We start from the raw sequence: 26,198 nt of genomic DNA, 5'->3' as shown, positions 1-26,198 counted from the left end.
GACACCAAGACTGGATCGCCGGCCCCTCAGGCGTTCCAAGGGTTGGAACAGGCGAGCCCCCCGGTCAAGCCCGGGGGGAAGAAGCAGGGCGCGGATCAGCCCTGCGCTGCCTTCCAATCCCGCTTCACCTTCTTCGCGAGGCTCCATTTGTGGACTTCAGTGGGGCCGTCATAGATGCGGAAGGCGCGCACCTCGCGGAACACCTGCTCGACGATTGTGTCGCCGCTGACGCCCGTCGCGCCCATCACCTGGACGCAGCGATCGGCGATGCGCATCAGCGCTTCGGACACGGCGACCTTCGCCATCGAGCTTTCCACCGTGCCGAGCACGCCGGTGTCGAGCACGTCGGCGCACCAGTCGATCATCAGCTCGGCCTGCTTCAGGTCGATGAGGTTCTCGGCCAGCATGAAACCGACACCCTCATGGTCGACCAGCGGCTTGCCGAAGGCGTGGCGGCGGTTGGCATAATCGGTCGCGATCTCATGCGCGCGGGCGCAGGCGCCATGCCAGCGCATGCAGTGCGTCAGCCGCGCGGGCGCCAGGCGGACCTGCGCCAGCTTGAAGCCGTCGCCGGGATCACCCAGCATCTGGTCGGCCGGCACGCGGAGGTTGTCGATCGTGACCACGGAGTGGCCGCCGGGCATCGAGCTGTCGATCGTGTCGAGAACGCGCTCGATGCGGATCGCCGGATCGGGCAGGTCGACGAGGAACATCGACGCGCCCTCATCGGCCTTGGCCATGACGATGCCGACCTTCGCGCCATCGGCGCCGGTGATGAAGGTCTTGCGGCCGTTGATGACCCAGTGATTGCCGTCGCGAACCGCGGTGGTCAGCATCATCGACGGGTCGGAACCGGCGCCGCCATCGGTTGCGGGCTCGGTCATGAAGAAGGCGCTGCGCGCCTCGCCGCTGACGAGCGGCTTGAGGAAGCGTTCCTTGAGTTCCGGGCTCGCTTTCTGGCCGAGGAGGTACATGTTGCCCTCGTCCGGCGCCATCACGTTTACCGCAAGGGGGCCCAGCGGCGACAGGCCCGACGCGCGCAGCACGTCGGCGGTTTCGCGGTGGGTCAGATGGCCGCCATCGGGCAGGATGTGCGGCGTCAGCACGCCGGCCGCGCGCGCCAGCCCGCGCATTTCCTGCACCAGTTCGTCGGACGGCCCGTGCGTGCCGCAGCGCGGATCACGCTCGAACGGCACGATCTTTTCGCGCACGAACGCCTCGACCCTGGCGGCGATCTCCTGGCCTCTCGTCATCCCCATTCCCGCATGATTGTTGTCAGATGGAGGCGCTAATGTCGTGTTTCGTTTCGTGTCGCCAGCCCTATCGGCGCGCAGCGCGCGGTGCGTTCCGTCGGATCACGTGCCGTGATAGGCTGCCTCAGGGGAGACCGGCGCATGATCATGATCATCATTGCGGTTGTGTACGGCGCGGCGATGCTCGGCGTGGCGCGGTGGGCGAACGTGCGGTTCCGACGTGAAGACCGGCTGCCGATGCAATGGCTGCTGAACGAGGACGTGACCTGGTCCGCGCCGCGGCGTGTGGCGCTGGCGTTCATGCCTGCGCTGTCGATCCCGATGCTCGCCGCGTTGACCTTGCTGTTCCTCAACGTGGCGCCGCGACCGGGCCAGGAGCATCTGGTGTTTCCGGTGTTCGTCGGGATCGGCGCATTGTTTGTGGCTTGCCAGTTGCTGCACGTCTGGCTGATCGACAGGACGCTGCGCCGGGCTGGTCGATAGCGCGGCCTTTAATCGACCAGCGCGAGCAGGCGGCGCGCGCTTTTCAGGTGCGGGGCGTCGATCATCTTGCCGTCAAGCTGCAGCGCGCCGGCGCCGGGGTTCGCCTCGAACGCGGCGATGACGGCGCGGGCGTGCGCCAGTTCGGCCTCGCTCGGCGTGAAGGCCTGGTTGATGACGGCGACCTGCGTCGGGTGGATCGCCAGCATGCCGGTGAACCCGTCGCGGCGGCCGCGCGCCGCATAGGCGGCGAGACCGTCGAGGTTACGGAAATCGGGAAACACCGTTTCGATCGCAGGCACCCCGGCGGCGTGCGCGCCGAACAGGGTGAGCGCACGGACCACGCGATAGGGATCGGTGTAGCTGCCGTCCTCCTCACGCGCGCTGGTCGCGCCGATCGCGGCGGGGAGATCCTCCGCGCCCCAGGTGACGCCGGCGAGGCGGCCCGCGACGCTGCCGAAGGTGCCGAGCTGGAACACCGCCGCGGCCGTCTCGCTGGCGACGGGCAGGATCGCGTAATCGCCCGGCAGGCGATCGGTGAGGGTGGCGACCGAGGACGCCCCTTCCGCCTTGGGCAGGACGATGCCGTCGAGCGACAGGCCGGCGAGCGCCTCCAGATCGGCGGCCACATCGTCGCTGTCGATCGGGTTGATGCGCACGAAGATGGCCGGGCCATCCTCGCGCGGGGCCTCGATCCAGGCGCGGACGGCGGCGCGCGCCTCGGGCTTGCGATCAGGGGCGACGGCGTCCTCGAGGTCGAGGATCAGCGCGTCAGCGCCGGTCGCCACTGCCTTGGGGAAGCGTTCCGGCCGGTCACCGGGGACGAACAGGAGCGATCGAAGCTTCATTTACCCATCTCCGCAAGCTTGCGTTCCCAGGCGAGCGCATCGCGCACGATGCCGTCGAGATCGGCGCGCTTCGGCTGCCAGTCGAGCCCGGCGAGGATCGCGCTGTTATCCGCCACCAGCTCCGCCGGGTCGCCCGCGCGGCGGCCCTCGATGCGGCGCTCGATCGTCATGTTGGTGACGCGATCAACCGCGTCGAGCACTTCGAGCACCGAGAAGCCGCGCCCATAGCCGCAATTGAAGGTGAAGCTTTCGGTCGGGGCGGCGATCAGCTGCTTCAAGGCGGCGACATGCGCATCGGCAAGGTCGGAGACGTGGATGTAGTCGCGCACACCGGTGCCGTCGCGGGTGGCGAAATCGGTGCCGAACACGCCGACGGCAGCGCGCTTGCCGGTCGCCGCCTCGACCGCGATCTTGATGAGGTGGGTGGCGCCAATGGTGGACTGGCCGCTGCGCGATTGCGGATCGGCGCCCGCGACGTTGAAGTAGCGGAGCGCGCCATAGTTCATCGGATGCACAGCGGCGACATCGCGCAGCATCGCCTCCGTCATCAGCTTCGACATGCCGTACGGATTGATGGGCAGTTGCGGGTCGGCCTCGGTGATCGGCGACTTCGTCGGGTTGCCGTAGGTCGCCGCGGTCGATGAGAAGATGAAGTGCGGTACGCCCTCGGCCACCGCGCTTTCGATCAGGCTGCGCGTCGCGGCGGTGTTGTTGCGATAATATTTGAGCGGGTTCTCGACCGATTCCGGCACCACGACCGAGCCGGCGAAATGCATGATCGCGCGGACGTTGTGATCGCGGATCACGTCGCGCACGCCCGGATCCTCGACCGCGATGTTGACGAAGGCGGCGCGCGGATCGACCGCCCAGTCGAACCCGGTGACGAGATTGTCGATCACGACGACGTCATGGCCGGAATCGAGCAGCGCCAGCACCGCGTGGCTGCCGATATAGCCGGCCCCGCCCGTCACCATCACCTTGCCGCCCAAAGTTTCGCCGCCAAGCGCCATGTCGATCTCCCTCTTTGCGTGCGACCTAGCGGCTTCCTACATGGGCCGCAAAGGAGACTGCATCCATGACCGAATATGCGACGCTTGCCGGTGGCTGCTTCTGGTGCACCGAGGCCGTGTTCAAGGACGTGATCGGCGTGGAAAGCGTCGAGAGCGGCTATATCGGCGGCACCGTGCCCAACCCGACGTACAAGCAGGTGTGCAGCGGCGATACCGGCCATGCCGAGGCGATCCGCGTCGGTTTCGATCCGCAGCAGATCAGCTATGGCGACCTGCTCGACATCTTCTTCGCGACGCATGATCCGACGCAGCTCAATCGCCAGGGCAATGACGTGGGCACGCAATACCGCTCCGCCATTTTCCCGATGACGGTGATGCAGGAGGAGCAGGCGAACCAGGCGATCGCGCGGGCGCAGGAAGACCATGACAAGCCGATCGTCACCACGATCGAATATGCCGACGAATGGTATCCGGCCGAGGATTACCACCAGGAATATTGGAACGGCGAGGGCCAGCGGAACCCGTACTGCCTGGCGGTGATCCCGCCCAAGCTGCAGAAGCTGCGCAAGAGCTTCGCGGCGCGATCCAAGGCCGCGACCGTCTCCGCCTGACGCGATGGCGTTCGACCTCCGCGCCGCGCTGCTGAAGAAGGCGGAGGTCGAAACCGCGCGGCTGGTGGACTTCGAGTTCCGGCTGCGCGCCCGCACGATGCGGGTGCTGGCGGCGCAGATCGGGGAGGATGCGGATGCGCTGGTCGGGCGCATCGTGCACGCGGACGATGCGGCGATCCTTGACGGGCTGGAGACAGCACGGGGGTTGCCGCCCGGGACGCTCGGAGCGGACTATCGCCGCAGCCTGGCCGAGGCGCGGGCGCAATTGATCGACGAGGTGGGCGATCCGTCGCCCTATCGGCTTGCCTGAGAACTAGCGGTGCGCGGCGCGGCGCAGGCGATCGTTGATCGCGGCGCCGATACCGTCGTCCGGCACGGGGGCGATGGCGATCTTCGCCCGGGGGGCAGTGTCAGCGCGGTGAAGTGCGTCGAACAGGCGGGCGGCGGCCTCTACCGGGTCGCCGGCGGCCGAGAGCGTGTCATCGCCGGCGATATCGCCATAGCCGATCAGCCATTCGTCGCCGTCACGCTCCGTCGCGTTGAGGCGTAGCGGCTTGGCGGGCGCATAGTGCGCGGCGAGCTGGCCGGGGGCAGTCACTTTCTGGCCGGGAACGGCCGCTGCGAGGCCGAGCTGCTCCGCGGTGATCGGGCCCGGGCGAAGGATCGTGCCATTTCCGACGATGGTGGATTCAAGGCCGGCGATCGTCGGGCCATCGTCGATGATCAGCGGCACGCGGGTGCCGAGGCTGGCGGCGACGTGTTCGGCGCGGGTCGGGCTGATCGCGTTGCTGGCGTTGGCGGAGGGGGCGGCGAGCGGGCGGCCGGAGGCGTGCAGCAGCGCCTGCATCGCGCGGTGGGCGGGCACCCGCAGCGCGATCGTGTCGAGGCCAGCGGTCACCAGGCCGGCGATCCCGGCGTCGGGGCGCAGCGGCAGGACGAGGGTCAGGGGCCCCGGCCACCAGCGCTTCGCGAGCGCGCGGGCGGCATCGTCGAACAATGCGATCCGTTCGGCGGCGGCGCGATCGGGCAGGTGGACGATCAGCGGGTTGAAGCTCGGCCGGCCCTTGGCGGCGTAGATCCGCGCGACGGCATCGGCATTGGTTGCGTCAGCGGCGAGCCCATATACCGTTTCCGTCGGCACGGCGACGATCCCGCCCGCGTGGATCAGCGCCGCCGCCTCGGTGATCGCAGCATCACCAAAGGGCAGGATTCGAGGGATTTGAGCCGTCATCGCGTGCCGGTATAGCGGCGCGACACTGGAGAAGAACATGCCTTACACCGCCCCGGTCGCCGAGCAGCGCTTCGTGCTCGAGCATATCGTGCGCATTGCCGAGCTTGCCGCTACGGAACGCTACCATGCCGCCAGCCCCGACGTGATCGAGGCGGTGCTGGAGGGAATCGGGCAGCTGGCCGAGGGCGAATGGGCGCCGCTGGCGCGCGCCGGCGACACCGTCGGGGCGAAGTGGACGCCGGACGGGGTGGTGATGCCCGACGGCTACAAGGCGGCGTACAAAGCCTATGTCGAAGGCGGCTGGGGCACGATCGGCGTGCCGGAGGAATTCGGCGGACAGGGCCTGCCCTTCGCCGTGCAATGCGCGGTGCTGGAGACTTTGGGCAGCGCCAACATGGGATTTGCGCTGGCGCCGATCCTGTCGGTGGGGGCGATCGAGGCGTTGCAGCATCACGGCACGCCCGAGCAGCAGGCGACGTGGCTGCCCAAGCTTGCCACCGGCGAGTGGACCGGCACGATGAACCTGACCGAGCCGCAGGCGGGCAGCGACGTCGGCGCGCTTCGGGCCACTGCCACGCCGCGCGGCGACGGCACCTATTCGATCAAGGGCACCAAGATCTTCATTTCGTTCGGCGACCATGACCTCGCCGACAACATCGTCCATCTGGTGCTCGCGCGCACGCCCGATGCACCCAAGGGAACGAAGGGCATTTCGCTGTTCCTGGTGCCCAAGGTGCGCAGCGACGGCACGCCCAACGACGTTCGCGTCGTGTCGATCGAGCACAAGATGGGGCTCCATGCCTCGCCCACCTGCGTGCTGTCGTTCGGCGACCATGACGAGTGCGTCGGCGAGCTGATCGGGCCGGAGTTCGGGGGCATGCGCGCGATGTTCACGATGATGAACAACGCCCGCCTCAACGTGGGCCTGCAGGGCGTGCAGGTGGCGGAGGCCGCGACACAGAAGGCGGTGGAATATGCCCGCGAGCGCATCCAGGGCGCGCGCGAGGGGCAGCCGGCGGCGATCATCGAGCATCCCGACGTGCGGCGCATGCTGATGCGGATGAAGGCGCAGACGCAGGCCGCGCGCGCGCTGGTCTATTATGCCGCAGGACAGGTGGACCGCGCCAATCTGGGCGATGCTGCGGCGCGTGACCGGCTGGAGATCGCCACGCCGCTTGCCAAGGCGCATGGCACCGACATCGGCAATGAGGTCGCCAGCCTTGGCGTGCAGGTGCACGGCGGCATGGGCTATATCGAGGAAACGGGCGCAGCGCAGTTCTTCCGCGATGCGCGGATCACCCCGATCTATGAAGGCACGAACGGGATCCAGGCGGCGGACCTTGTGGGCCGAAAGCTCTCGCTGTCGAACGGCGCGGCGTTCGCGACGCTGATCGAGGATCTGCGAAGTGCCTCCCATCTCGCGCTGGGCGATCTGGTCGATGCGTGCGACGCGGTCGGCCGGCGGTTGCAGACGGCGGATGCCGATGATCGGCTGGCGGCGAGCTATCCGTTCCTGACGATGCTGTCGGTCGCGACCTGCGGCTGGCTGTTGGAGCGCGAGGCGGCGGAGGCCGGCGACGACGCGTTCGGCAAGGCAAAGAAGGCGGTCGTTGCCTTCTACCTCGACCAGATCGTCCCCGAGGCGCTGGGCTTGCGCGCCGCGGCGGAGGCGCCGGCTGCGCCGCTCTACGCACTCGAGGCGGAGGCGTTTGCCGCATGAGCCTGCCGTTCAACCTGCCCGCCTATCTGGAGCGCATCCGCCTGCCGGCACGCGCGACGGTCGACCATCATGGCCTGTCGGCGGTGCAGCGCGCGCACCGACTGGCAATCCCGTTCGAGAATCTCGACGTGCCGCTGGGACGCGGGATCGACATTTCGTCCGACGCGGTGTTCGGCAAGCTCGTCGTCGCCGGGCGCGGCGGCTATTGTTTCGAGCATAACCGGCTGTTCCTGGATGCGCTGGAAGCGCTGGGGTTCGAGGCGCGGCCGCTGCTGGCGCGGGTGTGGCTGAACGGCGGCGGCGTGCCGCCCAAGACGCATACGCTGAGCCTCGTGACCTTCGGCGACGAGCAGTGGATCGCGGATCCGGGCTTTGGCGGCAGCTACACCCCGGTGATGCCGCTGGTGGATGGCGCCGAGGCGGAGGCGCCCGATGGCGCGACGTTCCGGCTGGTGCGCGATGCGGAGCATGGCTGGATGCTGCTGCGCGATGGGCATAGCGCGACCACCGACGGGCGTGGCGGGGGCGAGGGCTTCCAGCCGCAGTACAGCTTCACCACCGACACGGTGTGGCCGGCGGATCTGGAGATGGCGAACCGCTGGACGTCGACCGCGCCCGACACCCGCTTCACCACGCTGAAGGTGGTGAGCATCGTACTGCCGCACGGCTTGGCGACGCTGACCGACCGGCAGTATCGCCGGCGGGCGGGCGAGGAGGAGACGGCGGCGGTGATCGAGGATCCGCGCGTCTATCGCATGCGGCTGAGCATGATGTTCGGCATCGACCTGTCGAAAGAGGATGTCGCGGCGCTCGGGCTGTTCTGAGCGGGCGCGTCGCGAATAGCCGATACATGAACGCCGCGGTCCTGATGGAGGCCGCGGCGTTGGAGGATATGGGTTCCCGCCTTCGCGGGAATGACGGGTCGGCCGGGCGTTACGCGTCGACCTCGATCACGCCGTCGCTGAGTTCCTCGGTGAACAGCGCCTTCACAACATCGTCGCGCGCCGTCAGCGTCGCGCGCTGGTTGACATAGCCCTTGTCGGTGATCTCGCCGGCGTCGATCGACGGGGGCGTGCGCAGGATGGCGAAGCGGCGGATGCGGCGCGAGGAGCCGCCGGCGGCGGCGTTGAACGCCTCCAGCTTTTCCTTCACCAGCGCCTCAAGCGTCGGGATCGGATCGGCGCCGGGCGATGCCTCCGCCAGCGTCTGAAGCGCGGCCTGCGAGGGCCAGGCGAGGATGGCGATATAGGGCTTGTCCTGACCGGCGATCACCACGTCCTGAATGTACGGCGAGCAGGCGGCGCAGATGTCCGGGCGAAGCGTGCCGACCGAGACCCAGGTGCCGGTCGACAATTTGAAATCCTCGGTCACGCGGCCGTCGAACACAAGGCCGAGCTCGGGCCGCTCGGGATCAATGAACTTGGCCGCGTCGCCGAGCATGTAGAAACCTTCCTCGTCGAAGGCTGCGGCGGTCTTTTCCGGGTCATTGTGATAGCCTCTCGTGACGGTCGGACCCTTCACGCGAACTTCCAGCTTGGCGCCGTTGGGCACGAGCTTGAGCGTCGAGCCCGGCAGCGGCAGGCCGATCAGGCCGACGCGTTCCGATGCCCAGTGAACGACGGTGACGCCCAAGGTTTCCGTCGCGCCGTACATGGTGGTGAAGGGCATGCGCTCACCCGTCTCGGCGATCGCCAGCGCCTGCATGCGATCGTAGAGATCGTCGGACAGCGTCGCGCCGCCATAGCCCATGCCGCGCAGGTTCTTGAAAAACGCCTGGCGGAGTGTGGAATCGCGCTCCATCGCGTCGGCCAGCATGGCAAAGGCGACAGGGGCCGAACCGAAGCTCATTGGGGAGACTTCGCGCAGGTTCGCGATCGTCGTCTCGAACATGCCGGGGATCGGCTTGCCCTCATCGATGTAGAGCGTGCCGCCGCCGGCGATATTGGCGTTGAAGTGGATCGTGCCGGCGGAGATGTGGTTCCACGGCATCCAGTCGAGCGAGATCGGGTGATCGACCGGATCGGGATCGTCGCGCAGCCCCTCGGACGCGGCGATCAGGTTCACGAACATGCCCTGATGCTGCGGCACGCCCTTGGGCATGCCGGTCGAGCCAGAGGTGAAGAGATATTTGCCGACCGTCTCGTGCGTCAGCGCCTCGCGCGCTTCGTCCACCTTCTGGGTAGCGACGGTGTCGGTCAGCTCGGCAAAGGGGATGGTGCCGGCGCTGCCGTCCATGGTGACGAAGGTGAGGGAGGGATCGAGGCTGCGCAGCGTGGCGAAGGCGCGTTCAAACTGCGCGGCATTTTCGGCAAAGACGATGCGCGGGCGGACGGTGTTGAAGCAATGCTTCAGCTTGGCGTGATCGGTCGAGATCAGGCTGTACGCGGGACTCAAGGGTGCGATCGGCACGCCGGCGGTGAAGCAGCCGAGCATCAGGATGCCGTGCGCGACCGAATTGCCGCTGATGCACATCACCGCGTCGTTCGCGCCAAGGCCGCGATCGAGCAGCCATTGCGCGACGCTGTCTGCGGCGGCCTTGCCTTGCGCATAGGTGACGCCCTGCCATGGGCCGTGGTTGGGCGCACGCTGCATCAGCCAGGGGCGATCCGGGTGGAGCGCGGCCTTCTCCGCCATGAGGTGCGGGATGGAGCGCGGCGGCCTGCCCATGGCGTGGTTCGAGCTGATCAGAATCGTGCCGTCCGGACGATGCTCGACCGAAATGTCCGGCCCCTTCTGCGGGAGGCGCTTGAACGGCGGCTGGCTGGGCATGGCGGGGGCGGTTGCCATCGGGGTCTCTCCTGGATTTTGCCCCGATATAAGCCAGGTGTATTAGTTTCGCCTAGCGCTGAATCGCCTTCGCCTTGCCGCCTTCGCGTATCGACACGCCGACGAGGACCGCGGTGGAGAGGAGGATCGAGGAGACGAGCGCACCGACCGCCAGCAGGCCCTCACTCGTCATTTCGACACGGGCGCAAAGACGCGCGCGCTTGCCGAGGCGCAGGGTGAGCTTCGCGCGCTGGCTCTGGTGGTGCGGCAGGGGAACAAGATCATAGGCCATGGCGCATCAACGCCTTGGGCTGGGCGCGCGGTTCCGCCGTTTCAGATCCTCGCCCAGCACGCCTTGCCGACCGCATCGTAGCGGCGCATCGCCGCGACCTGCTCGGCGCGCAGGCCGGTATCCACCAAGGCGGCCGGCAGCAGCGGATCGCGGTTGATCGCGCGGATCACGGCCTGCCCGAGCAACAGCGTCTCGCGCGCCGCTTCCTCATCGGACATTGTGGGCAGGCGATCGAGGCTGACGGCCATCTCGTCGATCCAGTGGCGATAGCCCCGTTCGAGCGCCGCGGCGGGCCACAGGGTGCGCCAAGTCTCGTCCTCGGCCGGCAAGGTGGCGGCGTCGCCGATGACCGTCGCGTCGGGGTCTAGGCCGATCGCGGTAAGGTTCGCAGCGAGGTCGGGCAGCGGATCGGCGAGGTTGTCGGGACGCAGCCACGCGCCCGATGCCGTGCGGGCAAAGCCGTAGAGCAATAGCGCGCGCTCGCGCAGCCGGAGGCGGCGGCGGTCGGTGCGGCCGAGATGATCGGCGAGCACCATCACCCAGCGGCCGTTCCACTCGCGCACGCGTGCTTCCGCATCGGCCCAACTGCGGGCGCGTCGATCGAGCGCCACGCCTGCCGGGCCGATCGCGTAGAGCCCGCGCTCCACCTGTTCGACGATCCCCTCACGGCAAAGCCGGCCGAGCGCCACCCGCATTGCGGCGCCATCGACCTGCATGATCGCGGCACGGCGGACGAGATCGGCAACCCGCATCGGCTCGTGCGACGACGACAGGAAGCCCAGAGCCAGCACGCGCGCGGGGATCGGGCGGCGCCAGTCTTGTAACGCAAATTGACTCATGCCGCGCTCATGCGTTATATTTTCCACTGCGTCACTGGTAGGATCCATCGTCATGAAGCCTGCGCCGCTTACCGATTATATCTCGAAGGAAGAACTGGCCGTGCTGATGCGGCCGTCGAATGCGCGCGGCTGGTGGGTGGTGGCGGCCAACTGGGCGATCATTGCCGGCGCGTTCGCGCTCGCGATTGCCTGGCCCAATCCGCTGACGATCGTGCTGGCGGTGCTGTTGATCGCGGGACGGCAGCTGGGGCTTGGCATCATCGTCCATGATTGCGCGCATCACGCGCTGTTCGCCTCGCGCACGCTGAACGAGCGGGTGGGGCAATGGCTGGCGGGCAATCCGATGAACACGTCGCTGGCGAAATATCGCAGCTATCACCTGAAGCATCATCGGTTCGCGGGCACGCCGCAGGACCCGGACATCATCTTCGTCCACGCTTATCCGATCACGCGTGACTCGCTGAAGCGCAAGTTCGCGCGTGATCTGACGGGGCGGACGGGCTTTCGCGACCTGATGCGGGAACTGCGCCAGTTCCGCTTTGCGGCCCAGTGGCCATGGCTTGCCTTCCACGTCGGGCTGTTCACGGCGCTAACGCTGGCGGGGGGCTGGTGGGCCTATGGCCTGTGGTGGGTGGCGCAATTGTTCGTCTATCCCGCGATCGTGCGACTGCGGCAGATCGGCGAGCATGGCGTGGCGGCGGAGCGCAGTGACCTTGATCCGCGCCGCAATACCTCGACGACGGTGGCGCGCTGGTGGGAGAGGCTGTTCGTCGCGCCGAACCATGTGCATTATCATCTGGAGCATCACCTGGCCGCCGGCGTGCCGCCCTATCGCCTCGCCGCGATGCACCGCCTGCTCGTCTCGCGCGGCTATTATGACGGCTACACCTGCGTATCGAACGGGTACGCCGATGTCATTCGCCGCGCGGTGAAGCCGATGCCGGCGGTTGCCTGACGCGCCCGCCGCACTTAGCCGCTCCGAGGAACGGCCAAGTGGAGAGGGTTGATGCAGGAGTTCGACGGCTGGACGCCAACGGTGAGCGAGCAGCAGGACGATCTGGTCGCGGCGCCGCTGCGTCGGCTGGCGGCGCTGTTCGATCATGACGGGGCGCACTGGCCAGCGGGCGAGCTGCCGCCGCTCGCGCACTGGATGTATTTTCTGCCCGAGGCGCCGCAATCGACCATCGGCGTCGATGGCCATCCGGCGCGGGGCGCCGCGCTGCCGCCGATCGAGGCGCCGCGGCGGATGTGGGCCGGCGGCCGCCTGACGTTCCACGCGCCGCTGCCGATCGGTGCCAGCGCGACACGGCGAAGCATCGTCACCGACGTGAAGGTGAAGGATGGGCGATCTGGCCGGCTGACCTTCGTCACGGTGCGGCACGACATCATGATCGATGGCGCGGCAGCAGTGGTGGAGGAACAGGATCTGGTGTTCCGCGGTGACGGCAACGGCACACCGCCCGCCGCCCCCGCGGACCCGCGCGAGGCGAGCGCGCGGCGCGCCATTGCCCCCGATGCGACGGCGCTGTTCCGCTTCTCCGCGCTGACCTTCAACGCGCATCGCATCCATTACGACCGGCAATATGCCGTCGAGCAGGAGCGTTATCCCGATCTTGTCGTCCACGGTCCGTATCAGGCGATGCTGCTGGCGGACCATTTGCTGCGCACCCGGCCGGGCGAGCGCCTGACCCGTTTCTCGTTCCGCGGGGTGCGCCCGCTGTTCGTGAACCAGCCGGCGGCGCTCAATCTCGCCGGCGAGGGCAAGGTGGCGCTGTGGACCACTGACCAGGACGGCTGTGCCTGCATGGAGGCCGAGGCGGAAATCCAGGCCACGCCTGGGACACAATGACCAAGTGACGCGGCTGGCGCCGACCGCTAATCCGGCGGCGTGACTGCGCTTCGCCGCCTCCTGGCGCAACGCCATCTGGCGGTGCTGATCCTTGCCGCGGCGCTGGCGATGAAGCTGCTCATCCCGGGTGGTTACATGCTCTCCGTGGAGCATGGCCGGATGGCGATCACGCTTTGCCCCGGCACGGTGCCGGTGCCCAAGCCCAATCCGATGCCGATGGCCGGCATGCACGGCGATGGTGCCGGGCATCATGACGACAAGCCGGTGCATGCGCAGGCGGAGATGCCCTGCGCCTTTGCCGGCCTGTCGCATCAGGCGCTGGGCGCGATCGACCCGATCCTGATCGCAGGCCTGATCGCCTTCATCATGGCGCTGGGCGCCGCCCCTTCGCCCCCGCTTTCGGTGGCGCAGGCGCGCCGCTTGCGGCCGCCGCTGCGCGGCCCGCCCCTTCTTCCTCTGACCTGATCCCCAGCGACAGGCGCCGCGCCGCGCCGCGCGCGCCTGTGCCCCATCACGCCTCCGTGCCGCCGGCGCGGGGCGACCAGAGGTATTGTCGATGTTCCGCGTTTCCATGTTGCTCGGCGCAGTGGCGCCGGGCCTGTTGCTTGTGCCTGTGTCGGCCCATGCCGAAGCCCCTGATCCAGCCGACCGCGACCTCGCCACTCGCGACATCGTCGTCACCGCCGAGCGGGAGCACCGCCACCTGGATACGCCGTCCGATGTCGGCAGCCGCCTTGGTCTGACGCTGCGCGAAACGCCGGCCACCGTCGATGTGGTCACGCAGGAAGCGTTGCAGGCGAAGGGCCTGCGCACCGCGGTGGAGGCGTATGGCAGCGTGCCGGGCGTGGTCGCGGGGCTGCTGCCGGGGGAGCCGGCGAGCGCCAGCATCCGCGGCTTTTCGACCGGCGCGGTATCCTATCTGTTCGACGGGATGCGGATCGCGGATTCGACGATCCTCAACCGCAATTACGACAGCTTCAACTTCGCGCGGGTCGAGGTGCTGAAGGGCCCTGCCTCGATCCTCTATGGCGAAGGTGCGCTGGCCGGCACGATCAACCTAGTGCCCAAGAAGCCGAGCTTCGACGCGCAGGCGATCGACATGCTGGCAAGCTACGGCAGCTTCGACAGCGCGCGGATCGGGCTGGGGATCAACCAGCCGCTGGTCCGGAACGTGGCGCTGCGCAGCGACCTGTCGGTGGCGCGCAGCGACGGTTACGCCGACGACACCGGTACGCGCACCATCCAGTCGACATCGAGCCTTGCCTGGCAGGCGAGCGAGCGGCTGTCGGTTTCGCTGGCGTTTGACTATTTCCAGGATCGCGCACGCACGCCCTATCAGGGCACGCCGCTGGTGCCGGCGAGCGTGGCGCGTGACCCGAGCGGGATCGTGACGGCGCCGGGCGGTTATGTGCTCGATCGCGCAATGCGGAACCGCAACTACAATGTCGCCGACGGGCGAATGGATTCGGACAGTTACTGGGGCCGGGCGCGGATCGCTTATGATCTGGGCGGTGGCTGGACGCTGACCGACGAGGCGAGCCTGTATCGCGGGAATCGCGAATGGGAGAATTCGGAGGATTTCACCTTCGACGAGGGCTCACGCCTGCTCGATCGCGGCACCACGCGGATCGCACATGATCACGATTTCTGGTCGAACCGCGCCTATCTTGGCGGCGACTTCGCGCTCGCTGGCATGCGCCACCGCATCAACATCGGCGTGGAATATGGCGGGACTCGCTTTGGTACGCAGCGGCGCTTCGGCACCGCGGCACCCGTCGATCCTTTCAACCCGGCGCGCGGCGTATTTCCGGCGGACACGGCGGCGAACTTCCCGGGGCCAGGCAATCGCGCCGATTTCACCTCCCGGGTGAAGAGCTGGGCGCTGTTTGCGGATGACGCGGTGAACGTTGCGGATCGCTGGCTGCTGCTGGGCGGGCTGCGCTTCGACCGCATCACGCTCGACCGGCGGATCGACGATCTGAACCTTGGGACGACGCAGCGGTTCGGGCGCAGCTACAGCGCGCTGTCGGGCCGGATCGGCAGCGTCTATGACGTGGCGCCGAGGACGCAGCTCTATGCGCAATACAGCCATGCCGTGGCACCGGTCGGCTCGCTGCTCCTGTCGAACGTGCTGCGCGCGAGTGTCGACCTGACCAAGGGCAATTCGATCGAGGGCGGGATCAAGACGAGCCTGTTCGGCGACCGGATGACGCTGACCGCCGCGGGATACTGGATCCGGCAGGACGGGATCATCACGCGAGATCCAATGCGGCCGAGCGTGCAGGTGCAGGGCGGGGCGCAATCCTCGCGCGGCGTGGAAGTGTCGCTGTCGGGCGCGATCACGCGGCACCTGTCGATCGACGCCAATGGCGCGCTGCTGAAGGCGCGATACGACGATCTGACCGGCGCGGGGGGCGTCGACCTCAGCGGCAACCGGCCGGTCAACGTACCGCAGCGGCTGGCGAACCTGACGCTTTATTATGAGCTGCCGGGCACGCCGCTGACCGCGAGCGGGGCGGTACGGCACGTCGGCAATCTCTACACGGGGACAGACAATGCGATCCGCGTGGATGGCTATACGATCCTCGATGCGGCGCTGACCTATCGCGCCGACTGGGGGAGCGTCACCGTGCGCGGACGCAACCTTGCCAATCGTTTCTACGGCTATTGGTCCGGCTATAGCCCGAGCCAGATCTATGTCGGTGCGCCGCGCAGCGTCGACGTGACGCTTGCGACGCGATTTTGAGGGGGCGGGGATGAGCGACGCACTTGCCACGTCCCGAGCCTATCGGGCGATCTGGCGATGGCATTTCTATGCCGGGCTGATCGTGGCGCCGTTCCTGCTGATCCTGTCGGTGACCGGCGCGATCTACCTGTTCAACGACGAGCTGAACGCGGCGCTCAGCCCTCAGCTGTACCGCGTCGCGCCGCATGCGAAGAGCGCGCCGCCGTCACGGATGGTGGAAGCGGCGCTGCACGTGCATCCGGGCACCGTCACGCGCATCGACCTCCCGGAGCGGACGGATCGATCGGCCATCGTCTTCATCACGCCGGCGAACGGGGAGCCGGTGCGGGTGGCGGTCGACCCGGGAAGCGGGCGTGTGCTCGGCTCGTTCGTCTATGTGCGCACATTGGTGGGCTTTGCCGATACGATGCACGGATCGCTGATGATGGGCACGACTGGGGAGCTGATCGTCGAGCTAGCCGCCTGCTGGGCGCTCGTCCTCATCGCGACCGGGCTGTACTTGTGGTGGCCGCGCGGATCACGGCGGTTCGGCGGCGTGCTGTTCCCGCGGCTGCGCGCGCGGGGGCGGCTGTTCTGGCGCGACCTGCATGCGACGACAGGCGTGTGGGGGATCGCGCTGATCGCCTTCCTGCTGCTGACCGGGCTTCCCTGGGCATTGGTGCAAGGCGAGGTGATGCAGCGCGGCGCGGGGGCGCTCGGCCTCGGTTATCCGGCGGCGCATCGCACCTACAGCGTGCCGAACAGCCCGACAATGAAGGGCGCGCTGGGCGAAGCGGCATGGACGATGGAGAAGGCGCCGATGCCGGCGTCCCAGGCGCATGCGGCGCCGGGTCATGCCGGGCACGCCCCGGCGAGCGGCGGCACGGATCACACGGCAGTGGCCGGGCTGGATGCGATCGCGGCCAAGCTCGCGCGGGAGCATGGACTGGCCGGCGGATACCGGCTGTTTCCGCCGACCGACCCCACCGGCGTCTATACCGCGTACAGCTATCCCGATCGGCCGCAGGGGCAGCGCACGCTCTATTTCGATCGCTACAATCACCACCTCATCGGCGAGGTGGGGTTCGCCGACTACGGGGTGGTCGCGAAAACGATCGAGCTCGGCGTGCAGCTGCACATGGGCAATTATTTCGGGCTGGTGAACCAGCTGGTGATGCTGGCGACGTGCGTCGCGATCATCCTGCTGGTGGTGAGCGGCGCGGTGATGTGGTGGCGCAGGCGACCGCAGGGCACATTGGCCGCGCCGCCGCGCGTTCCGCAGGCGCGGATCGTGGGCGCGATGGTGATGCTGACGGTGGCGGGCGTACTGTTCCCGCTGCTGGGCGCGTCGCTGATCGTGGTGGCGGCGATCGAGTGGATCGTCGGCGTGGTCGCGCGGCGGCCGTCGCCGGCCTGAGCGCGCGCCGGAACGCGGACATCAAAAAACCCGCCAAGCCGATGGCCTGGCGGGTTTTTTAAATGGTGGGCGTGGCAAGGATTGAACTTGCGACCCCTGCGATGTCAACACAGTGCTCTACCACTGAGCTACACGCCCCCCGGGAGCGGGGCCATTAGCCGGACGTGGCGGCCGGCGCAAGCCCGTCAATTCAATCCGGCAAATTCGCCCACTTCGAACATGCGATCGACCTCCAGCACGAGATCGCGCAGGTGGAACGGCTTGGAGAGGACGCGCGCCTGCGGCATCGTCTTGCCCGCCTTCAGCGTGACGGCGGCAAAGCCGGTGATGAACATGACGCGCAGGTGCGGGCGAAGCTCGCTGGCCTTTTGCGCCAGTTCGATGCCGTCCATCTCCGGCATGACGATATCGGTGAGCAGAAGGTCGAACTCCTCCTCCTCGACCAGCGGGAGCGCGGCGGTGCCGCGATCGACGGCGGTTACGGCGTAGCCGGACTTCTCCAGGGCGCGGGCGAGATACTCGCGCATCACCTGGTCATCCTCGGCCAACAGAATTCGGATCATCAAACGGTTCCTGCCCTTCGATGGCCGAGTATGCGGAAACGTCTTAACATTTCCAGACGATTGGCCTTCGGAGTGTCCCGGATTGCGGCACTTCCACTTGTTCCATAGGCTGAGCCGCAATGCGCCCTTCCTACGATCTGATCGGCGAGGTTCCGCCGGCAAGCCCGGTGATCCTTTCCGTGCCGCATGCGGGGCGCGACTATCCACCGACGGTGCAATCCTTCGCCCGCGTACCGTTGGCGGCGCTCACGGGGCTGGAGGACCGGCATGTCGACGCGGTCGCGCTGGCGGCGCGGGGCGTGGAGACGATGATCGTGCAGCGCGTCGCGCGCGCCTGGATCGACCTTAACCGGGCCGAGCATGACCGCGATCCGCGAATCGACGACGGCGCACCGGCCGGCCATTTGAGCGCCAAGGTGCGCAGTGGGCTCGGGCTGGTGCCGCGGCGGACCAGCGCCGCCGGGGAATTGTGGCGGCGCAGGCTGAGCGGCGACGAGGTGGTGGCGCGGATCGAGAGCACGCATCGGCCCTATCATGCGGCGCTGGAGGCAGCGCTAAAGGCGGCGCAGGCGCGGTTCGGCGTCGCGGTGCTGCTGGACATCCATTCGATGCCCCCGATCGCGGGCAGCGGTGCGCGGATCGTGATCGGCGATCGCTTGGGCCGAGCGGCGGCGAGCCGCTTCGTCGGCCGCATTAGAGACGAACTGGTCGGCTGGGGCATCGAATATGCAGTGAATGCGCCTTACGCCGGCGGGCATATCCTGGAGCGGCATGGCCGCCCCGGTGCGCAGATCCACGCCGTGCAGCTGGAGATCGACCGGACGCTCTATCTCGATTCGCGGCTCGACCAGCCCGGCGCGGGGTTCGACCAGGTAGTGCAGCTGGTGCGGGGGATTATCGACGTGCTGGCGGACGAGGCGATCGCCCTGCCTTCATCGCTGGCCGCGGAATAAAAAAACCACCTCGGGCGAGGCCCGAGGTGGCCAAGGTTCAGGGAGGAGACACACCCGAAGGCGTGTCATACGGTTCCGCGAAAGGGGGGACACGGAAACCGTACCTCAATAACTTAGGAAGCCGGCATTTGGTTTCAAGCTGATTCGCGAGCCACTCGTCGCAACGGCAGAACGGCGGAGACGCTGTTCGCGGCCCCGGCGTTCAGTCATCGCAATTCCGCCGGCGGCCGGACGGATCCGGCGCCGCCGAGCCGCTATCAGACCAGCGGGTTCGGCGCCGGGATCTTGCCCAGATTCACCTGGCGCGCGAACACGTCACGCATCAGCGACAGCGAGAAGAGGTGCGCGTACAGCAGCGGGAGCATGCCGTTCTTGGTCATCTTGCGCAGCTGATCGCCGCGCAGGTCCGCGAGCTTCTCTTCGTTCACCATCTGGAAGCCGCGATAGACGAATGGCTGCGGATTGCTCTCGTGCTGGATCGAGACCTCGCCGTCCATCAGCAGCTCGGCCTCGCGAAGGTCGTTCATGAACGCCGAGGTGCGGGCGCCGGCCTGCTCGAACTGCTCGTTGAACTGCAGGATGTTCTTGGTCGCTTCGCTCGGCTGGCCATCGACGAACAGCGGCTCGCCTTCGTCGAAGCGGCCGATCGTGTCCGAGGTGGGATCGAAACAGAGCGACAGCTCCTCCGCATCCGGGCGCAGCCGGGCGAGGAGGTACGGATAGCGGCGGACGTAAGCGGGCACGTAGAAATTCTCGTCGCGCAGCTTGCCTTCGTCATCGACGAAGACGTTGACGCCCTCGTTCAGGCCCATCAGCGCGATCGGGATCGCATCGTCACCTGCCGAGAAGACGATCGGCATGAAACGCTGCACCAAAGTGAATTCGTCCACCGTCACCGGCACGGCATGCTGCGTCGCGAGGAACGCCGCCGAGGTTGCGGGACGGACGCGGTAATCGGCGTGCAGCTCGCTCGAGAGCGGCTCCAGGCCGTTGTAGAAGAGCGGAAGTGGCGGCTGCGGCGCGGTGGCCATTGAATCTCTCCGGATACTGGGCGGGCGGCCCCAGCCACCCGGATGAACCGCGCCCTATTCGCCCCCTGCGCGCGGCGCAAGCGTGACAAGCTTCCCGGGATTGAACAGTTCATTCGGATCGAAGGCGGCCTTGATCGCGCGCAGGGCAGCCATACGGGCCGGGGATGAGAGCCGTTCAAGCTCGCTAACTTTCATCTGGCCGATGCCGTGCTCCGCCGAAATCGAGCCGCCGGCGGCCACCACCAGATCATCGACGAAGCGGGTGACGACCGGCGCTTCCTCCGCCAGCCAGCGGGCACGATCCGCGCCCTTGGGTGCGCGCACGTGGAAATGGACGTTGCCGTCACCGAGATGCCCGAAGCCGCTGGCGCGCGTGCCGGGGAAGCGCGCCTCGCACGCCGCCGACGCCTCGATCATGAAGCGCGGCATGGTTTCGACCGGGACGGAGATGTCGTGCTGTGCCGCCGGACCCGTGGCGCGCTCCGCGTCGGAGATCGAATCGCGGATGCGCCAGAACGCCTCCGCCTGTGCCTCGCTGGCGGCGATCGTCGCGTCCGCAACGATGCCGTCCGCAATGGCGGCGGCGAGCACCTGTTCGACGACCGACTGGGGCGAAGCGTCGCTGCCCGACACCGCCTCTATCAGGACGTGCCACGGATGGTCGTCCGACAGCGGCGCGCGGGCGCCCGGCACATGCGCCAATACCGCAGCGAGCGATTCGGCCGGCAGCAGCTCGAAGCTTTCCACCGCCTCCGTCGTCGCCTGAAAGCGGCGCAGCAGGGTGAGCGCGGCGTCGGGCGAGGCGAGGCCGACCCATGCCACGGTGCGCGCGATGATGGCGGGCGCAAGCCGGAGCGTCGCCGCGGTGACGACGCCGACCGTGCCTTCGGCGCCGATCAGCAGTTGCGTCAGATCATAGCCGCGATTGTCCTTCTTCAGCGCGGACAGGCCCTGGTACAGGCTGCCATCGGGCAGCACCGCCTCGATCCCCGCGACGAGCCCGCGCATCGTTCCCCAGCGCAGCACCTGCGTGCCGCCGGCATTGGTGGAGACGAGGCCGCCGATCGTCGCCGAGCCGCGGCTGCCGAGCGTCAGCGGGAAGCGGCGGCCGGCCCGGTGCGCGGCCTCGTGCAGGTCGGCGAGGATGACGCCGGCCTCGGCCACCGCAAGGTTCGCTTCGGCATCGATGGCGCGAATCGCGTTCAGGCGGCGCAGCGACAGGATGGCGGCGCTGCCGTCCGGCGGCGGCGTCGCGCCGCCCACCATCGAGGTGTTGCCGCCCTGCGGCACCAGCGGCACGCCGGCGGCCGACGCCGCGGTGACGATCGCCTGCACTTCGGCCACGGAGGCGGGCTGGAGCAGGATCGCAGCGTGGCCGTGCCAGCGCTGGCGCCAGTCCGTTTCCCACGGGCTGATGAGATCACGGTCGGTGACGATCGCTGCGGGCGGCACGACCGGCGCAAGCGATTGCAGAAGACGGGTTTGAGAAGGGGTCACTGCCATATATTCGCCCCAATTCATCCGATGTTCAAACAGTTCAGGCCACCGACCGCCCGATCCGATGTCATTCCTTGCCCGTCCTGCCCTGCCCCTCGCGCTACTTGCCCCGATCGTCGTTTCGGCGAGCGGGCCGCGTAGCATGGAGGGCGCGGCGGTCGCGCAGATCGGCTTTCGCGAGCGCGTGGTGATCCGGATCCCGCGCCTGCCGCCGCGTCGCGCTTCGGCGGACGAGGGGATCACCTGGCACGAACGCAAGGCGCCAAAGTGCGTTGCCGCGTCGACCCTGGCGAGCGCGGCGATCGCGGAGACCGGCGACGTCGACTTGATCGTCACCGACGGACGGCGTCTGCGTGCCAAGCTCGACGATGATTGCCCCACGTTGAACTTCTACACCGGCTTCTACATCAAGCGCGCGCCGGACGGGATGGTCTGTGCGAAGCGCGACGCGCTGCGTTCGCGATCGGGCGCGCGGTGCCAGATAAGCCGTTTTCGGACGCTGCAGCCAAAGAATAGCGGGAAATAGCCGGGAAATTTCCCGTTTTCCTTGACAACACGGGCGCAATCGCGTCTCGCGCGCAAGATCAGGCGCGGCATCGACCCGCGCTCTTTTCAGGATCGCCATGAGCTTCGCCGACCTCGGCCTATCAGACGAACTTCTCCGCGCCGTTGGTGACACCGGCTATACGGAGCCGACGCCGATCCAGGCGTCCGCCATCCCCAGCGTGCTGATGATGCGCGACATCATCGGAATCGCCCAGACGGGCACCGGAAAGACCGCGTCTTTCGTGCTGCCGATGATCGACATCCTGGCCCACGGCCGGGCCCGAGCGCTGATGCCGCGCAGCCTGATCCTGGAGCCGACTCGCGAACTTGCCGCGCAGGTCGCCGAAAATTTCGAGATTTACGGCAAGTATCACAAGCTCTCGATGGCGCTGCTGATCGGCGGTGTTCAGATGGGCGATCAGGTGAAGGCGCTGGAAAAGGGCGTCGACGTGCTGATCGCGACGCCGGGCCGCCTGATGGACCTGTTCAGCCGCGGCAAGATACTGCTCAACGGCTGCAACATGCTCGTCATCGACGAGGCGGATCGCATGCTCGACATGGGGTTCATCCCCGACATCGAAGAAATCTGCACCAAGCTGCCCAAGCAGCGCCAGACGTTGCTGTTCTCGGCCACGATGCCGCCGCCGATCAAGAAGCTGGCCGACAAGTTCCTCAGCAATCCCAAGACGATCGAAGTCGCGCGCCCCGCCTCCACCAACATCAACATCACCCAGTGGGTGGTGCCGGTGAAGGGATCGGCCTTCGACAAGCGCGAGCGGCTGCGCGATCTGCTGCGCGCCGAAGACGTCACCAACGCGATCATCTTCTGCAACCGCAAGACGACCGTGCGCGAGCTCAACAAGAGCCTGAAGAAGCATGGCTTCCGGGCCGGTGAGATCCATGGCGACATGGAGCAGTCGGCGCGCATTGCGGAGCTCGACCGGTTCAAGCGCGGTGAGATCAACATCCTCGTCGCCTCCGACGTCGCGGCACGCGGGCTCGACATCAAGGGCGTGAGCCACGTCTTCAACTTCGATGCGCCGTGGCACCCGGACGATTACGTTCACCGCATCGGCCGCACCGGCCGCGCTGGGGCCACCGGCACCGCTTACACGATGGTCGGGCCGGATGATGCCGAGAACATCGAGAATATCGAGAAGCTGACCGGCCAGAAGATCCCGCGGCTGGCGGCGTCTGCGGCTCCTTCGGCCCCTGCTGCTGACGAGGCGGGAGAGGCACCGCGGCGTGGTTCGCGCCGTAGGGGCGGGGCGAAGCCGGCGGCGGACGAGCGGGCGGCACCGATTGCACCGGCAGCGCAGGAACCTCGCGCACCGCGGCGTGAGGAGAAGGCGCCGGCCCGCGCTCGCGACGAGCGGCGCGAGCAACCGCAGCGCGATGACGGCGCGGCCGACGATGGCTGGAACGGGCCGATCCCTGCATTCCTGAGCGTCTCGCTCGGCAGCTGACGATGGTGGCATGGCGCTACCGGATCGCCGGGCGCGTCATGCGGCTCTACTGGCGTGTCGCCCGCCCGCGGACTTTCGGCGTGCGCGCGGTGCTGCGGGATCCGCAGGGGCGGATCGCGCTGGTGCGGCACCATTATGTCGCAGGCTGGTACCTGCCGGGCGGCGGGGTCGACAAGCGCGAGAGTGCGGAAGAGGCGATCCGGCGCGAATTGCGCGAGGAAGTGGCCGTGGCGGAGGCGCAGATCGCCGGGGTGCTGGGGGTCTATCACAACCGGGTGGAAGCGAAGGACGATCACGTGATCGTGTTCATCGCCGATGTGGCACGGCCGGATGAGCTGCGCGCCGCCGATCCGCGCGAGATTGCCGAGGCCGGATGGTTTGCGCCTGATGCGCTGCCGGAAAGAACCTCGCCCGCTACGCGACGGCGGATCGCGGAGTTGCTGGGCGGGCGGCAGGGGCATGGGACGTGGTGAGCGACGCGTCGCCCCAATCGCCGCCGTCGCCGTGCATCGGCGTGTGCCGGCTGGATGCAGCGGGCGCGATGTGCCTTGGCTGCTTCCGTACCTTAGTAGAAATCGGCGACTGGTCGGGGGCGGACGCGGCCCGGCGGCAAAAGATCGTCAGTGCAGCCGAGGAGCGGCGGTTCGAGCAGGCGACGTCACCACGGGGTTAGGCGGCGGCGGCGGACGGTTTCCACCGTCTCGACCGTGTCGGCCTCCACTTCCCATGTGTGATTCTCGACGATGGTCGATTCGACCGGGCGGCCGGCGGCGTCGCGCGAGGGGCGGTAGCGGAAGCGTTCGCGGATCAGGCGGCAGGTGATGGCGTCGACCGTGGCGTTGCCGCTGGAGCGGGTGACCTCGCAGTAAGGCACGCGGCCGCTACGGTCGACGACATAGCGGACGCCGACCGTGCCGTTGAAGCCAGTGACGAACAGCTCCTCAGGAAGGTCGGAGGTGCTCATCCGTCCGCGCAGGAAGCGGGGCGGGGTCTCGCCGGCGTCGCGGCCGCGCGAACCATCGCCGTCGCCATCACCGCCGCTGCCGAAGCCGTCACCCGAACCGCCGGCGCCGGTGCCCGGCCCGCGCACCAAGGCGGAGCCCGAGGTGGGATCGTTCTGGGTGAAGGGCTTGGGTGCAACAACCACGGGTGGCGGGGGCACGGGGATGACCACCTCCGGCTCCGGGGCTGCGATTTCCGTGGCGCGGCTGCGCAAATTCGGTGCCGATGCGCGCCCTTCCGGTCGTTTGGCGGCGAGCTTTGGTGCAGGGATGGTGCGCGGTGGTGGCGGTTTGGGTGGCGATTCCGCCGAAAAGAGCTTCAAACTCTGCTCGACCGCGTCCGGAAACCGCACCGAGAGGCCGCGGATCAGCGCATAGCCAAGCGCCAGCTGGACCGCGATCGCGAGCAACGCGGCGACGACGCGGTCCCGGTTCCAGGGATGACGATGCGGCACGGCATAGGCCATGCGCGGCTAAACGCATGACGCTGCTGAACGGCTGCTGGCCGAACCTATCGGCCCGGCAGCGCTATTGCTGCTGGCCGGCGATGAGCGCGTCGTCGATCTCGCGGGCACGGACCGCCGCGGGGCGATCATTGATCCGCGCGAGATAGGCGTCGAACACATCGGACTTTGGCAGCGAGCCGAACTGCACGCCCCAGCCGATGTGGCTGCCGACATAGACGTCCGCCGCAGTGAAGCGGTCGCCGGCAATAAAGTCGTGCGCGCTGACCGCCTTTGTCAGCGTATCGACCACGCGATCGAGATCGCCATAGCCGACCATCGCCTTCTGATCGTCGTTCACCGTTACGCCTAGCGCGCGATCAGTGGTTGCGGCCTCGACCGGCCCGGCGGCGAAGAACATCCAGCGATAATAATCCGCGCGTTCGTCCACGGTCGGCGCGAGGCCTGCTTCGGGGAAGCTATCCGCCAGATAGGCGATGATCGCGCCGCATTCGGTGACGACGCGGCCCTTGTGGACGATGGTGGGCACCTTCGCCATCGGATTGGCGGCGAGGAAGTCATCAGGCTTCGCCGTCCAGTCGACGAGCCGCGTCTCGTACGGCGCGCCGACTTCCTCCAGCATCCAGCGGGCGATCCGCCCGCGCGACATAGGGTTGGTGTAGAAGATCAAGTCCGCCACGGCATCTCTCCCGGCCGATTCTTTCGCGAACAGAATAGGAACAAAGATCCCCTAGCCGTCAAGATGTTTATGCAGGAACGCGGTGGTTCGGCCCCAGGCGAGATCGGCCGCAGCCTTGTTGTAGCGGGCGGCCGAGGTGTCGTTGTTGAAGGCGTGATCGACGTTGGGATAGGTGAACGCCTCGACCGGCTTGCCGGCTGCCTTGAGCGCGGCGACCCATGGCTCGCCGGTCTGCGCGACGCGGGCGTCGGTGCCGGCATAATGGAGCATCAGCGGGACAGAGACGCGGGCAGCTTCGGACGGAGCGGGGGCCGGGCCGTAATAGGAGACGCCGGCGTCGATCCCGCCGGCCACCGCCATGCGGTTCACGAAGGCGCCGCCCCAGCAGAAGCCGATCATGCCGACCTTTCCGTCGCTGCGCGGCAGGCGGCGCGCCTCATCGGCAAAGGCACGCGCCTGGGCCAGCGCGAGATCATAGTCGACGCTGCCGATCAGTGCGCGCGCCTTGTCCTCATCCGCCGGGGTGCCGCCCTGCGGCGCGAGGAGGTCGGGCGCGATGGCGATGAAGCCGTCCAGCGCCACGCGGCGCGCGACATCTTGGATATGCGAGGTGAGGCCGCGGTTCTCGTGTATGACGAGGACCACGCCGAGCTTCTTCTTGCCCCTGGGCATGGCGACATAGGCGCGCGCGGGTTTTCCCGCCTGCGTGCCGGTGCGCATTTCCGTCTCCAGCCGCTTGTCGGCGGGATCGATGATCGCGGCCGCGGCTGGCGAAGCAGCGATCCCGGCGATCAGCGCCTCCGCCGCGACCGCCGACCCGGCGAGCGCGGTCATCTGGCGCAGCAGCGTGCGGCGATCGCGATGTTCGTGGGTGAAGGCATCGTAAAGCTGGACGGCGCGGTCGCGCAGCGAAGGATCGGTCACACGTCTCTCCTCGAATCGGCCTCCACCCCGGGG

The 26,198-nt window shown here is 67.9% G+C and carries 28 protein-coding genes and 1 tRNA gene; 15 read left to right on the top strand and 14 right to left on the bottom strand.

Annotated features, from left to right (window positions below; genetic code table 11):
• Nucleotides 1-95: 95 nt before the first annotated feature.
• Nucleotides 96-1,253 carry an acyl-CoA dehydrogenase family protein gene (locus tag ACH0CP_RS04410; protein ID WP_294444574.1) on the bottom strand — a complete coding sequence of 386 codons (1,158 nt, stop codon included), beginning with the start codon at nucleotides 1,251-1,253 and terminating at the stop codon, nucleotides 96-98.
• Between the two features lie 141 nt (nucleotides 1,254-1,394).
• Between ACH0CP_RS04410 and ACH0CP_RS04405 the strand changes: the two genes are divergently transcribed.
• Nucleotides 1,395-1,736: a hypothetical protein gene (locus ACH0CP_RS04405; RefSeq protein ID WP_294444573.1), complete on the top strand. Its 342-nt coding sequence runs from the start codon at nucleotides 1,395-1,397 to the stop codon at nucleotides 1,734-1,736.
• 8 nt (nucleotides 1,737-1,744) lie between these two features.
• On the opposite strand, the gene ACH0CP_RS04400 is transcribed toward ACH0CP_RS04405, so the two are convergent.
• Nucleotides 1,745-2,581, bottom strand: a complete 837-nt coding sequence (locus tag ACH0CP_RS04400; protein ID WP_294444572.1) for a CoA ester lyase — start codon at nucleotides 2,579-2,581, stop codon at nucleotides 1,745-1,747.
• A complete protein-coding gene (gene galE / locus ACH0CP_RS04395; protein WP_406888374.1) occupies nucleotides 2,578-3,591 on the bottom strand; it encodes a UDP-glucose 4-epimerase GalE in 1,014 nt (337 codons plus the stop codon). Before galE ends, ACH0CP_RS04400 begins: the two co-directional genes overlap by 4 nt.
• Nucleotides 3,592-3,656: 65 nt before the next feature.
• On the opposite strand from galE, the gene msrA reads away from it, so the two are divergent.
• On the top strand, nucleotides 3,657-4,202 hold the full coding sequence (gene msrA, locus ACH0CP_RS04390) for a peptide-methionine (S)-S-oxide reductase MsrA (protein WP_046407003.1): 546 nt from the start codon (nucleotides 3,657-3,659) through the stop codon (nucleotides 4,200-4,202).
• 4 nt (nucleotides 4,203-4,206) lie between these two features.
• The gene (locus ACH0CP_RS04385) at nucleotides 4,207-4,512 is read left to right on the top strand and encodes a hypothetical protein (protein ID WP_294444569.1); all 306 of its coding nucleotides are present in this window, start codon (nucleotides 4,207-4,209) and stop codon (nucleotides 4,510-4,512) included.
• A gap of 3 nt (nucleotides 4,513-4,515) precedes the next feature.
• Here ACH0CP_RS04385 and ACH0CP_RS04380 read toward each other — a convergent pair whose 3' ends face one another.
• Nucleotides 4,516-5,433, bottom strand: coding sequence for an L-threonylcarbamoyladenylate synthase (locus ACH0CP_RS04380; RefSeq protein WP_294444568.1), 918 nt, complete (start codon nucleotides 5,431-5,433; stop codon nucleotides 4,516-4,518).
• Between the two features lie 37 nt (nucleotides 5,434-5,470).
• On the opposite strand from ACH0CP_RS04380, the gene ACH0CP_RS04375 reads away from it, so the two are divergent.
• Together ACH0CP_RS04375 and ACH0CP_RS04370 are read left to right on the top strand one after the other, a co-directional pair.
• Nucleotides 5,471-7,153 (top strand): acyl-CoA dehydrogenase, encoded by a 1,683-nt coding sequence (locus ACH0CP_RS04375; protein ID WP_294444567.1) that lies wholly within the window; start codon nucleotides 5,471-5,473, stop codon nucleotides 7,151-7,153.
• The gene (locus tag ACH0CP_RS04370) at nucleotides 7,150-7,977 is read left to right on the top strand and encodes an arylamine N-acetyltransferase (protein ID WP_294444566.1); all 828 of its coding nucleotides are present in this window, start codon (nucleotides 7,150-7,152) and stop codon (nucleotides 7,975-7,977) included. Before ACH0CP_RS04375 ends, ACH0CP_RS04370 begins: the two co-directional genes overlap by 4 nt.
• Nucleotides 7,978-8,086: 109 nt before the next feature.
• Here the strand turns inward: ACH0CP_RS04370 and ACH0CP_RS04365 are convergent, their stop codons facing one another.
• The 3 genes from ACH0CP_RS04365 to ACH0CP_RS04355 are packed head-to-tail and all read right to left on the bottom strand — an operon-like array spanning nucleotide 8,087 to nucleotide 11,050.
• Nucleotides 8,087-9,940, bottom strand: a complete 1,854-nt coding sequence (locus tag ACH0CP_RS04365; protein ID WP_294444565.1) for an AMP-binding protein — start codon at nucleotides 9,938-9,940, stop codon at nucleotides 8,087-8,089.
• A 52-nt stretch (nucleotides 9,941-9,992) separates the two neighbouring features.
• Entirely contained in the window at nucleotides 9,993-10,211 is a 219-nt protein-coding gene (locus ACH0CP_RS04360; protein WP_294444564.1) for a hypothetical protein, read from the bottom strand.
• 41 nt (nucleotides 10,212-10,252) lie between these two features.
• Complete coding sequence (locus tag ACH0CP_RS04355) at nucleotides 10,253-11,050, bottom strand: PaaX family transcriptional regulator C-terminal domain-containing protein (RefSeq protein WP_294444563.1); 798 nt, start codon at nucleotides 11,048-11,050, stop codon at nucleotides 10,253-10,255.
• Nucleotides 11,051-11,102: 52 nt separating this feature from the next.
• Between ACH0CP_RS04355 and ACH0CP_RS04350 the strand changes: the two genes are divergently transcribed.
• The 5 genes from ACH0CP_RS04350 to ACH0CP_RS04330 all read left to right on the top strand — a co-directional run bounded on the left by ACH0CP_RS04350 (nucleotide 11,103) and on the right by ACH0CP_RS04330 (nucleotide 17,041).
• Nucleotides 11,103-12,005 (top strand): fatty acid desaturase family protein, encoded by a 903-nt coding sequence (locus ACH0CP_RS04350; protein WP_294444562.1) that lies wholly within the window; start codon nucleotides 11,103-11,105, stop codon nucleotides 12,003-12,005.
• Nucleotides 12,006-12,056: 51 nt separating this feature from the next.
• Complete coding sequence (locus ACH0CP_RS04345) at nucleotides 12,057-12,899, top strand: MaoC family dehydratase N-terminal domain-containing protein (RefSeq protein WP_294444561.1); 843 nt, start codon at nucleotides 12,057-12,059, stop codon at nucleotides 12,897-12,899.
• A 39-nt stretch (nucleotides 12,900-12,938) separates the two neighbouring features.
• Nucleotides 12,939-13,364 (top strand): hypothetical protein, encoded by a 426-nt coding sequence (locus tag ACH0CP_RS04340; protein WP_294444560.1) that lies wholly within the window; start codon nucleotides 12,939-12,941, stop codon nucleotides 13,362-13,364.
• A 91-nt stretch (nucleotides 13,365-13,455) separates the two neighbouring features.
• On the top strand, nucleotides 13,456-15,645 hold the full coding sequence (locus ACH0CP_RS04335) for a TonB-dependent siderophore receptor (protein WP_294444559.1): 2,190 nt from the start codon (nucleotides 13,456-13,458) through the stop codon (nucleotides 15,643-15,645).
• Nucleotides 15,646-15,655: 10 nt separating this feature from the next.
• On the top strand, nucleotides 15,656-17,041 hold the full coding sequence (locus ACH0CP_RS04330) for a PepSY domain-containing protein (protein WP_294444558.1): 1,386 nt from the start codon (nucleotides 15,656-15,658) through the stop codon (nucleotides 17,039-17,041).
• Nucleotides 17,042-17,104: 63 nt separating this feature from the next.
• Here the strand turns inward: ACH0CP_RS04330 and ACH0CP_RS04325 are convergent.
• Nucleotides 17,105-17,179: transfer RNA gene (locus tag ACH0CP_RS04325), tRNA-Val, on the bottom strand.
• A gap of 47 nt (nucleotides 17,180-17,226) precedes the next feature.
• Entirely contained in the window at nucleotides 17,227-17,604 is a 378-nt protein-coding gene (cpdR, locus tag ACH0CP_RS04320; RefSeq protein WP_294442104.1) for a cell cycle two-component system response regulator CpdR, read from the bottom strand.
• A gap of 119 nt (nucleotides 17,605-17,723) precedes the next feature.
• Here cpdR and ACH0CP_RS04315 point away from each other — a divergent pair, with 119 nt between their 5' ends.
• Nucleotides 17,724-18,557, top strand: coding sequence for an N-formylglutamate amidohydrolase (locus ACH0CP_RS04315; protein ID WP_294442105.1), 834 nt, complete (start codon nucleotides 17,724-17,726; stop codon nucleotides 18,555-18,557).
• A gap of 257 nt (nucleotides 18,558-18,814) precedes the next feature.
• Here the strand turns inward: ACH0CP_RS04315 and ACH0CP_RS04310 are convergent, their stop codons facing one another.
• The gene (locus ACH0CP_RS04310) at nucleotides 18,815-19,588 is read right to left on the bottom strand and encodes a SapC family protein (protein ID WP_294442106.1); all 774 of its coding nucleotides are present in this window, start codon (nucleotides 19,586-19,588) and stop codon (nucleotides 18,815-18,817) included.
• A gap of 54 nt (nucleotides 19,589-19,642) precedes the next feature.
• The gene (locus ACH0CP_RS04305; RefSeq protein ID WP_294442107.1) at nucleotides 19,643-21,091 is read right to left on the bottom strand and encodes an FAD-binding oxidoreductase; all 1,449 of its coding nucleotides are present in this window, start codon (nucleotides 21,089-21,091) and stop codon (nucleotides 19,643-19,645) included.
• Nucleotides 21,092-21,149: 58 nt separating this feature from the next.
• Here ACH0CP_RS04305 and ACH0CP_RS04300 point away from each other — a divergent pair, with 58 nt between their 5' ends.
• The 4 genes from ACH0CP_RS04300 (at nucleotide 21,150) to ACH0CP_RS04285 (ending at nucleotide 23,770) form a co-directional block, all read left to right on the top strand.
• Nucleotides 21,150-21,611 (top strand): hypothetical protein, encoded by a 462-nt coding sequence (locus ACH0CP_RS04300; protein WP_294442108.1) that lies wholly within the window; start codon nucleotides 21,150-21,152, stop codon nucleotides 21,609-21,611.
• A 97-nt stretch (nucleotides 21,612-21,708) separates the two neighbouring features.
• Nucleotides 21,709-23,097: a DEAD/DEAH box helicase gene (locus tag ACH0CP_RS04295; protein ID WP_294442109.1), complete on the top strand. Its 1,389-nt coding sequence runs from the start codon at nucleotides 21,709-21,711 to the stop codon at nucleotides 23,095-23,097.
• A 2-nt stretch (nucleotides 23,098-23,099) separates the two neighbouring features.
• Nucleotides 23,100-23,570 carry an NUDIX domain-containing protein gene (locus ACH0CP_RS04290; protein WP_294442110.1) on the top strand — a complete coding sequence of 157 codons (471 nt, stop codon included), beginning with the start codon at nucleotides 23,100-23,102 and terminating at the stop codon, nucleotides 23,568-23,570.
• Entirely contained in the window at nucleotides 23,564-23,770 is a 207-nt protein-coding gene (locus tag ACH0CP_RS04285; protein ID WP_406875798.1) for a DUF1289 domain-containing protein, read from the top strand. Before ACH0CP_RS04290 ends, ACH0CP_RS04285 begins: the two co-directional genes overlap by 7 nt.
• Here ACH0CP_RS04285 and ACH0CP_RS04280 read toward each other — a convergent pair.
• The 3 genes from ACH0CP_RS04280 to ACH0CP_RS04270 all read right to left on the bottom strand — a co-directional run bounded on the left by ACH0CP_RS04280 (nucleotide 23,756) and on the right by ACH0CP_RS04270 (nucleotide 26,165).
• A complete protein-coding gene (locus ACH0CP_RS04280) occupies nucleotides 23,756-24,565 on the bottom strand; it encodes an energy transducer TonB (protein ID WP_294442112.1) in 810 nt (269 codons plus the stop codon). The genes ACH0CP_RS04285 and ACH0CP_RS04280 overlap by 15 nt on opposite strands.
• A gap of 61 nt (nucleotides 24,566-24,626) precedes the next feature.
• Nucleotides 24,627-25,241 carry a glutathione S-transferase family protein gene (locus ACH0CP_RS04275; RefSeq protein WP_294442113.1) on the bottom strand — a complete coding sequence of 205 codons (615 nt, stop codon included), beginning with the start codon at nucleotides 25,239-25,241 and terminating at the stop codon, nucleotides 24,627-24,629.
• Between the two features lie 51 nt (nucleotides 25,242-25,292).
• Nucleotides 25,293-26,165 carry a dienelactone hydrolase family protein gene (locus ACH0CP_RS04270; RefSeq protein ID WP_294442114.1) on the bottom strand — a complete coding sequence of 291 codons (873 nt, stop codon included), beginning with the start codon at nucleotides 26,163-26,165 and terminating at the stop codon, nucleotides 25,293-25,295.
• Nucleotides 26,166-26,198 lie beyond the last annotated feature (33 nt).

The sequence above is a fragment of the Sphingomonas sp. 179-I 2A4 NHS genome (assembly GCF_045369135.1).
Lineage (GTDB): Bacteria > Pseudomonadota > Alphaproteobacteria > Sphingomonadales > Sphingomonadaceae > Sphingomonas.
Note: the sequence above shows the minus strand (reverse complement) of the source record. Positions and strands in the feature narration are given on the sequence as shown.

What these genes read in the sequence shown, in the direction of transcription:
- ACH0CP_RS04410 (WP_294444574.1), bottom strand. Translation starts at nt 1,253, where the DNA reads ATGACGAGAGGCCAGGAGATCGCCGCCAGGGTCGAGGCGTTCGTGCGC.
- ACH0CP_RS04405 (WP_294444573.1), top strand. Translation starts at nt 1,395, where the DNA reads ATGATCATGATCATCATTGCGGTTGTGTACGGCGCGGCGATGCTCGGC.
- ACH0CP_RS04400 (WP_294444572.1), bottom strand. Translation starts at nt 2,581, where the DNA reads ATGAAGCTTCGATCGCTCCTGTTCGTCCCCGGTGACCGGCCGGAACGC.
- galE (WP_406888374.1), bottom strand. Translation starts at nt 3,591, where the DNA reads ATGGCGCTTGGCGGCGAAACTTTGGGCGGCAAGGTGATGGTGACGGGC.
- msrA (WP_046407003.1), top strand. Translation starts at nt 3,657, where the DNA reads ATGACCGAATATGCGACGCTTGCCGGTGGCTGCTTCTGGTGCACCGAG.
- ACH0CP_RS04385 (WP_294444569.1), top strand. Translation starts at nt 4,207, where the DNA reads ATGGCGTTCGACCTCCGCGCCGCGCTGCTGAAGAAGGCGGAGGTCGAA.
- ACH0CP_RS04380 (WP_294444568.1), bottom strand. Translation starts at nt 5,433, where the DNA reads ATGACGGCTCAAATCCCTCGAATCCTGCCCTTTGGTGATGCTGCGATC.
- ACH0CP_RS04375 (WP_294444567.1), top strand. Translation starts at nt 5,471, where the DNA reads ATGCCTTACACCGCCCCGGTCGCCGAGCAGCGCTTCGTGCTCGAGCAT.
- ACH0CP_RS04370 (WP_294444566.1), top strand. Translation starts at nt 7,150, where the DNA reads ATGAGCCTGCCGTTCAACCTGCCCGCCTATCTGGAGCGCATCCGCCTG.
- ACH0CP_RS04365 (WP_294444565.1), bottom strand. Translation starts at nt 9,940, where the DNA reads ATGGCAACCGCCCCCGCCATGCCCAGCCAGCCGCCGTTCAAGCGCCTC.
- ACH0CP_RS04360 (WP_294444564.1), bottom strand. Translation starts at nt 10,211, where the DNA reads ATGGCCTATGATCTTGTTCCCCTGCCGCACCACCAGAGCCAGCGCGCG.
- ACH0CP_RS04355 (WP_294444563.1), bottom strand. Translation starts at nt 11,050, where the DNA reads ATGAGTCAATTTGCGTTACAAGACTGGCGCCGCCCGATCCCCGCGCGC.
- ACH0CP_RS04350 (WP_294444562.1), top strand. Translation starts at nt 11,103, where the DNA reads ATGAAGCCTGCGCCGCTTACCGATTATATCTCGAAGGAAGAACTGGCC.
- ACH0CP_RS04345 (WP_294444561.1), top strand. Translation starts at nt 12,057, where the DNA reads ATGCAGGAGTTCGACGGCTGGACGCCAACGGTGAGCGAGCAGCAGGAC.
- ACH0CP_RS04335 (WP_294444559.1), top strand. Translation starts at nt 13,456, where the DNA reads ATGTTCCGCGTTTCCATGTTGCTCGGCGCAGTGGCGCCGGGCCTGTTG.
- ACH0CP_RS04330 (WP_294444558.1), top strand. Translation starts at nt 15,656, where the DNA reads ATGAGCGACGCACTTGCCACGTCCCGAGCCTATCGGGCGATCTGGCGA.
- cpdR (WP_294442104.1), bottom strand. Translation starts at nt 17,604, where the DNA reads ATGATCCGAATTCTGTTGGCCGAGGATGACCAGGTGATGCGCGAGTAT.
- ACH0CP_RS04315 (WP_294442105.1), top strand. Translation starts at nt 17,724, where the DNA reads ATGCGCCCTTCCTACGATCTGATCGGCGAGGTTCCGCCGGCAAGCCCG.
- ACH0CP_RS04310 (WP_294442106.1), bottom strand. Translation starts at nt 19,588, where the DNA reads ATGGCCACCGCGCCGCAGCCGCCACTTCCGCTCTTCTACAACGGCCTG.
- ACH0CP_RS04305 (WP_294442107.1), bottom strand. Translation starts at nt 21,091, where the DNA reads ATGGCAGTGACCCCTTCTCAAACCCGTCTTCTGCAATCGCTTGCGCCG.
- ACH0CP_RS04300 (WP_294442108.1), top strand. Translation starts at nt 21,150, where the DNA reads ATGTCATTCCTTGCCCGTCCTGCCCTGCCCCTCGCGCTACTTGCCCCG.
- ACH0CP_RS04295 (WP_294442109.1), top strand. Translation starts at nt 21,709, where the DNA reads ATGAGCTTCGCCGACCTCGGCCTATCAGACGAACTTCTCCGCGCCGTT.
- ACH0CP_RS04290 (WP_294442110.1), top strand. Translation starts at nt 23,100, where the DNA reads ATGGTGGCATGGCGCTACCGGATCGCCGGGCGCGTCATGCGGCTCTAC.
- ACH0CP_RS04280 (WP_294442112.1), bottom strand. Translation starts at nt 24,565, where the DNA reads ATGGCCTATGCCGTGCCGCATCGTCATCCCTGGAACCGGGACCGCGTC.